This is a genomic window from Clostridium tarantellae (assembly GCF_009295725.1).
Lineage (GTDB): Bacteria > Bacillota > Clostridia > Clostridiales > Clostridiaceae > Sarcina > Sarcina tarantellae.
In genome coordinates, this window is record NZ_WHJC01000152.1 from 1 (window position 1) to 8,075 (window position 8,075).

The 8,075-nt window shown below is 26.3% G+C and carries 4 protein-coding genes; 1 reads left to right on the forward strand and 3 read right to left on the reverse strand.

Annotated elements, in window-relative coordinates; genetic code table 11:
* Nucleotides 1-72 precede the first annotated feature (72 nt).
* Nucleotides 73-4,926, forward strand: coding sequence for a carboxypeptidase regulatory-like domain-containing protein (locus GBZ86_RS10080; protein ID WP_170272205.1), 4,854 nt, complete (start codon nucleotides 73-75; stop codon nucleotides 4,924-4,926).
* Nucleotides 4,927-5,061: 135 nt separating this feature from the next.
* Here the strand turns inward: GBZ86_RS10080 and GBZ86_RS10085 are convergent, their stop codons facing one another.
* The 3 genes from GBZ86_RS10085 to GBZ86_RS10095 all read right to left on the reverse strand — a co-directional run bounded on the left by GBZ86_RS10085 (nucleotide 5,062) and on the right by GBZ86_RS10095 (nucleotide 8,053).
* Nucleotides 5,062-5,976 (reverse strand): trypsin-like serine protease, encoded by a 915-nt coding sequence (locus tag GBZ86_RS10085; RefSeq protein WP_152890300.1) that lies wholly within the window; start codon nucleotides 5,974-5,976, stop codon nucleotides 5,062-5,064.
* Between the two features lie 80 nt (nucleotides 5,977-6,056).
* Nucleotides 6,057-7,022 carry a chymotrypsin family serine protease gene (locus GBZ86_RS10090; RefSeq protein WP_152890302.1) on the reverse strand — a complete coding sequence of 322 codons (966 nt, stop codon included), beginning with the start codon at nucleotides 7,020-7,022 and terminating at the stop codon, nucleotides 6,057-6,059.
* A 62-nt stretch (nucleotides 7,023-7,084) separates the two neighbouring features.
* Nucleotides 7,085-8,053: a chymotrypsin family serine protease gene (locus tag GBZ86_RS10095; protein ID WP_152890304.1), complete on the reverse strand. Its 969-nt coding sequence runs from the start codon at nucleotides 8,051-8,053 to the stop codon at nucleotides 7,085-7,087.
* Between the last annotated feature and the right edge of the window lie 22 nt (nucleotides 8,054-8,075).

Sequence of the window (8,075 nt, forward strand, 5' to 3'; positions counted from 1 at the left end):
ATATTAAATTGCACAAAAATTTTTATGTCTTTTATGATTTTTGTATATAAAAATTTAGGAGGGTACTTATTTATGGAAATAGGTAAATATAAATATAATTTAGCTAATTCATCTATTATTCAAATTGATAAAAAAGGAACTGCTGTAAATTTAAATTTAAATCTTACTCCAAATTTAAATAATATAAATGTAGGTGCAATAATCTCAGGAAGAGTTATTGACTTAAATAATAATGCAATAAAAAATGCCACTGTAAAATTAATGAATGAAAATTTAGAACCTTTATATCATGTAGTTACTGATGAAAATGGTGAATATATGATAGAAAATGTTCCATATAGTGATAGTTATAAAATTTTAGCTATAGGAGAAAATAAACTTATAGACATACCAATATCATTTTCACTTAGTTCAAAGGAGAATAAAATAATAAATTTTATTTTATCAGAAGATCCTAATGTTCTTAAAGGAATATTAAGTGGTAGAGTAATTTATGAAGATACACCTATATCTGGAGCAGTAGTTTCTATATATAGCATCTTAAATAGTATTACTACTTTAATAGGAATAACTTTTACTGATTATTTAGGTGTTTTTTTTCTTAGTAACTTAAATGCAGGTAATTATGAAGTTAAAATTTCTGCATTAGGATATGTACCTTATAAAGGAACTGTTACTATTACAAGTGGTAAAATATTTAGTTTAAATACCTCTTTAAATTTAAATGAAAATTCTCCACTAGGAATTATTTCTGGAATAATAACAGATGATTTAAACAATTTTATAGCTAATGCAGATGTAACCCTTTATAGTGTAGACAAATTTAATAATCTAACTCCTCTTTCTTTTACTGAAAGCAACTCTTCAGGAATATATTTATTTTCTAATGTTCCAGTAGGTAATTATATAGTGAAATCTAATCAATCAGAATTAATGGACATTACTAAAAAATCCTCTGAAACTATTATTCATACTAGTGGGTTCCTAGCTTCAGGTACCTATGATATAGCTTTAGGAACCTTAGAAAATGGTGCTGAAATAAATTTGTTTAACAGATTTGCTTATTTAATAGGAGGAGAAAAAAATGGTTCCTCCACATTAAACTTTAATGTAAATGAAAGTGGTATGTATAATATTATATTTCAATATTTATGTTCAGATAAAAATCGTCAAGTAGCTATTAATATAAATGGAGAAAAGATAGGAGTTTATACTAGTCATATTACTCCAAGTTTAGATATTACAGATGCTAAAACCATGTGTATAACATCTTGGCTGAATAAAGGGAATAATACTATTAAATTTTATGGTAATGGTATTGATTATAGTCCAAACTTAGGAATAGTAACCTTTAAGCCATCTTCTAATTTTAAAACTACTTATTTGAAAAATCCATTAGAAATATTTAATTCTAATAAAGATTTAATAAATATTTCAAAAGAGGTTCAATTAGATGAAAACATTAAACTTTTAAAAAACTTAGGGGGAGTAATTGATAATTATATAGATTTTTCGTTTACAGCTCCCTTTAATGGAGAATATAATTTAATATTTGAATATAGTTGTGATGAAAATAATAATAATCTTAGTATTTCTGTTAATGGTAAAAAAACAAATTATTCTTTACCATTAACTAATAGCCAAAATTTAATTAATGTTAATACTTTTACTTTGCCAATAACTTTAAATAAAAATGTTAATGTAATAAAATTTCATGGTAATGGAGTAGATTATGCACCCAATTTAGGATTAATTCAAATAAATTTACCTAAAATAACTTCAATAGTATGTGAGGGTATTTTACTAAATAATGCAAAAAAACATTCAAATACTAATTTTATTACTAATATAGGGGGACCATTAAAGGGAACTTCAACAGTTTCTATTAAAGTAAGTACTTCAGGTTTATATCATTTATATTTAGAATACCTATCAGGAGATTTAAATAGAAATCTTATAGTTACTATAAATGGGGAAAAATCTAATGATTCTTATAATTTACCAAAGACTATTGATTGGAATTTATCAAGTGTAAAAATATTTACTATTCCTATAAATTTAAATGCGGGTATTAATACTATTAAATTTGAAAGTTCATATATGAATTATGGACCTAATTTGGGAAGTTTTTATGTGGAAATGCAAAAGTTAGAGCTTAGTATATTCACAAATAGTATATATAATGTGGCATTAGGAGTTTTAAAGAATGGAGCTACTTTAGATACTGATTTAAATGTTGTTAAATGGATTGGAGGTCCCTTAGATGGAAGCTCTTCTTTAGAGATTTCAGTGATGGAGCCGGGAATATATAAATTAGATTTATCCTATAAAAATGGTGGTGGTCCTTTAAGGATTAGAATAAATAATATTGATACAGGTACTATTTACAATCTTTCTGAAAATATTTCTGGAACATTTAGTACAGATATTATCTTTAATAAAACAATTAATATGTTAGATTTTCATGGTGATGATACTGAATACTCTCCAGAATTGGGACAGTTTACTCTTGAATTTATATCACCACTTTCTAATACTTTACCAGAAGGAAGTTATAATATAGCCAAAGGAGTTTTAAAAAATGGAGCTAAAATAGATCCACTTAATAATTTAGTAACTTATATTGGGGGAGAAGTTGATGGTTCATCCACAATTACTGTAAATATAAATGAATATGGAGCTTATGATTTTAAAGTACAATATATAGCTACAGATAAGAATAGACCTTTAAAGATAAATATAAATGGAATGGATTCTGGAAAGACGCATATATTCCCAGTTACATCTTCATGGATAATTTCTAAAATAGATTTCTTTACCATACAATTAATTTTAAATAAAGGTATTAATAAGATTACTTTTCATGGAAATGGAATAGATTATGGGCCAAGTTTAGGCATAGTTAATATAAGTAAGGTTTTATTTCCAATTGGTCCTTTGGCAGCTGGAAATTATAATGCTAATGAAGGAGTTCTTGAAAATGGAGCAAAATTAGATGAAAGTTCTAATTTTGTAGGTTGGATAGGAGGACCTAATGATGGTTCATCTACAATTACAATAAATGCTAATAATACAAAAACTTATAATGTTTCTATACAATATATTTCTGGAGAAGATAGACCATTAAAAATTGATGTAAATGAAGTTAATACTGGTACTATATATATGCTAAAGTCTACTTTAGGCTGGACAATACAAGACGCAAAAGTCTTTACTCTATCTCTTCCTTTAAATTCAGGTGATAATACCATTAAGTTTCATGGAAATGGGGAAGAATATGCACCAAGTTTAGGCATAGTTACCATTGAAGATCCAACAGGCTTAATTTATAATGCTTCCTTAGGAATACTTAAAAATGGAGCTAAATTAGAAAATGTTAGTACTCTTGTTGGAGGACTAGGAGGATCTAATGATGGATCAATTACTATAATTATTAATACCCTTAGTGGGGGAGAATATAATTTAGAGGTTCAATATTTATCTCCAGATAGTAATAGACCATTAAAAATAGATATTAATGAGGTAACTTTAGAGGAGGTGTACTATTTCCCTCAAACCTATGGTGTAACCATAAATGATACAAAAACTTTTACCATACCTTTAAATTTAAAAAATGGTGGAAATAAAATAAGATTTCATGGAAATGGTGAAGATTATGCTCCTAGTATAGGATTATTAACTATTTTAAAAAATACAAAATTTCAAGTTTATAATGCATATGAAGGAGAACTTTCTAAGGGAGCTAAAATAGATGAAACCACAAAATTTGTTACTTTGTTAGGTGGGTTAGAAAATGAGTCCTGTACTATAGATGTAGATGTGTTAGGGGCTGGAGAATATAATTTAATAATTCAATATATGGCACCAGATAATGAGAGAGTATTAAAAATTCATGTTAATGAACTTAATAATAATCAAATTTATAATATTCCTAAGACTCAAGGACAGGATATAAGTAGTGCTGCCACATTTACTATTCCAATTAATTTAAATTCAGGAAAAAATACCATTAAGTTTCACGGAAATAATTTTGATTATTGTCCAAGCATTGGTGAAATAAAGATTATTAAAAGTAATAAATCTTATTTAGAACCCTATGATTTAACCAAAGGAATTTTAACTAATGATGCCAGGATTGAATCATCCTTAGAATTTATTGAAGGTATAGGCGGACCTAATAATGGGGCAGTTACAATAAAGGTAAATGCTCTAGTAGAAGGAACTTATTCCTTAAATATAAAATATAAATCCCAAGATGCAGAGAGAATATTTCTTACTGATATAAATAATATAAATACAGGAACTGTTTATAAAGTACCATTAACCTCTGGAGAGAATGGATCTAATGATGAAAAATTTTCTTTTTTAGTAAAGCTACGTGAAGGGGAAAATAATATTAAATTTTATGGAAATGGTAAGGATTATAGTCCTAATTTAGGAGAGTTTACTTTAACTTTAGATAGTGTTGAATTCTTACCAATTGTAATGCCAACAATTCCTTCCATGCCAGATAATAACATTCCTTCTATAGTACCTAATACTCTACCAGAAGGAACTTATAATTTTGCAAATGGAAAATTAGAAGGGGAAGGAAAAATAGATGAGAATATAGGATTTGTTAAAAATATAGGAGGACCACAAGATAGTTCATCCACATTAACAGTTTATGTTGATAAAGAAGAAAGATATATTTTAAATATTCAATATTTGTCTAGTGATATAGAAAGACCATTTACTTTAGATATTAATAATGAACCAATTAGAATAATATATCTTTCACAAAAAACAAAAAGTTGGTCTAAAGAGGATGCATTAACTATGAATTTAATAGTTTCTTTAAAAGAAGGAAATAATACAATAAAGATTCATGGAGATGGCATAGATTATACTCCTTACTTTGGTTTATTAAAGATTTCAAATAATTAAAAATAGTGCTACTATAATTTCAAAAATTAGTAACTGTTAATAATATAAAAAATTCTTACTTTTACATTTCTATAATGTGAAAGTAAGAATTTTTTGTACATGAGCAAATAATTCTTATATATAGTTATTAAAATATTATTTGGCTATTTTTACATTTAAATAACTTAAAACTTTTTCAATGGGATTAGCAACTGAAAAATTATATCCACCAGCAAAAACTAATCCTACCACATAATTTGAATTATTTAATAAGGCACTACCTGAATCTCCAGGAGCTGAAATAGGAGTGGTTATAATTTGATCTTTAAATAAAGCTTCTGTATTATTATAACCTACTAAAATGGTTGTATTAGTAGTTATTATTTTCCCCTTTACATATCCAGTAGTTCTTCCACTTTTTTTTATAGGCTCTCCCATATCAGCAATAGATATTCCTTTTGGAAATCCAATGGTTTCTACATAAGAATTATAATGTACCTCTGAAGTGATTTTAGCAATGGCACAATCTACATGATTTAAGGGCATTTTTGAAGAGTTTTTTGGTAAGTTTATTGCTACAAATTTTGATAAATATGCTATTATATCCTTCTCAGAATTGCCACCATCTATAAGTCCAGGTTGAATTATAGGGGTATTTATAGGTAAAGAATTTAACTCTGCCATTACATGGTTATTACTTAAAATATAATAATTTTTATCATCATATACTAAACATCCAGCAGTACCTGCTATTCTAATATTAGCAGGAGAAATACTATAACCAAATTTAAAAGGCCGTACTCTACTTTGTAATCCTAATGCTTTAATTACTCCCATTTCAATTACGTCTGTTTTAATTCCTAAATATTTTTTAGGAACTATATTATTAGGATGTAATTCTTTTAAAGGAATTTTCTCCTTTACAAATACTGTTAAGCATAAATCTTTAGTATTTTTGTCTTCAATAATTTTTTCACCAACTCCAACCCCTATTACATTTTCCTTATTCATAAAAAACATATAATCTTTTTCTGCTATATTAGCTATATAATCTTTTTTTAGATTATTCATATTATTCAATCTCCTAAAAATACTTTTATTTTTATAGTATGATTTATTAGTTTATAAGGAAACGAAAAAGTATTTTGTTTTTAAAAATGAACGTTAAAAACACTTAATATAGGATCAATAGGACTTAGAACAGAAAGATGGTCAGTTGCAGAAGCTAATATACCTACTGCCTTATTAAAGTTATTTAATACTAATGCACCAGAATCACCAGGTTCAGACATTTTATTTGTTATTATTTGCTTAACAAAATTACAATCCTGACCTGGCAACATTTCTGTTACAATACTGCCATTAGTGGATATTATGCTTTCTCTAGTAAAACCTGTAGTTATTCCTGTTTTTTTAACTTCCATAGCTACTTCACCTTCTGTAGTTCCTGTAACTGGTCCTATTTTATAAATATATTTATCATATTTTATATTAGAATTTATTTCAGCAATAGATGCATCCACCACATTTAATTTATTTTCTTCATAAATTAATTTTACACTTTTAAATAACTTTGCAATTACATTGCTATTTAATAATTTTTTTCCTTGAACATTAGAGGGTTGTACTATTTTGGTTCCTTTAGAGAATTTTCCAAAGTTTGAAAGACAATGTTGGTTACTTAGTATATAAGGAGTATTGTTTGTATTATCAAATACTATTCCACCTAAGGTACCTGAATAATCTACACCTACAGGGCTTATACTGCATCCTCCTTGTATAGGCCTAACTTTTGAATTTAAAAAATGAATATCTGTATTAGAATCATAGGGATTTTTTATTGAACTCATATTTTTTAAGTTAATATTTTTAAAAAGTCCAGATTTAATAACATCCGTTTTTATACCTAAGAAAGATTTAGGTATTATTTCATTTTTATATAACTTATTTAAGGGTACTTTATCCTTTACAAATACATGTAAAACAGGTTCCTTAGTTTGGATTCCCTTAATAAATTTATTACCTAGAGCAACTCCTACTACATTTTTCTTACTTAAAAAAAATGTATCATAATTATCAATAATATGAATTATTGAATTTTCTAATAAAGAATGCACAGTTACCTCCTTTTATAAATATATAAAAATAAAGTATTTATTATTTATATACTTAATTTTTATTAAAAGTGAATATTAAAAAAATTTAAAATAGGTTTTATTGGACAAAATATATCTACTTCCTTATTTCCACCAATCAATAATCCTATAGCCTTTTTAGTAAAACTAATGAGCAAGCTTCCAGAATCTCCTTTTGAAGACATGGAAGTTGTAATAATGCTATTTCTATAAGCTTTAAAAAAACCATTGTTATCTTTAAAGAATACTGCAGCATTTATAGTGATTATTTCACCACCAGTTTTATTAGTAGAGGCTCCTAATTTTTGTACTAAAACTCCTATTTCCTCATCCATAGTTTCATTTACTGTACCAATATCATTAAAATAAGTTGAATATTCAATCTTAGAATCAATTTTAGCAATGGCACAATCTCCAAAATTTAAAAAATCTTTCTCAATATCTTTAGTAATCATATGATTTATAATTAAAGTTTTAGATAGCTCACCAATTCTATTGTTAGGATTATTACCTCCATGAAATACTCCAGGTTGTAAAATTGGAGTTCTTATTGGAATCTTTCCATTTCGCGATAAAACATGATTATTACTTAATATATAGGGGATATTATCATTATTATTAAATACAATAGCACCTAAAGTACCAAAATAATTTTGTCCCAAGGGACTTATACTACATCCTGGTTTAATAGGTCTTAATAATCCTTTTATTTTAGGTCTTGGAGGTATAGGAGGAGGCGGTAAAGGTTTATTTGAATTTAAATAGGTTAATGAGCCTACTTTTATCACATCAGTTTTTATACCTAGAAAAAATTTAGGTATTATATCTTTTTTATATAACTTGTTCAAACTTTTCTTTTCTTCAACCAAAACATGTAAACAAGGTTCCTTTGTATCTATTTCATTTATAGTTTTAAATCCTATGCCTACTCCAATAACATTTTTTTTGTGGAAAAAAAATTCTGTATAATTATCAATAATATTTTTTATTGATTCTTCCAATAAAGAATTCATTTTTATCTCCTTTAATTAATAT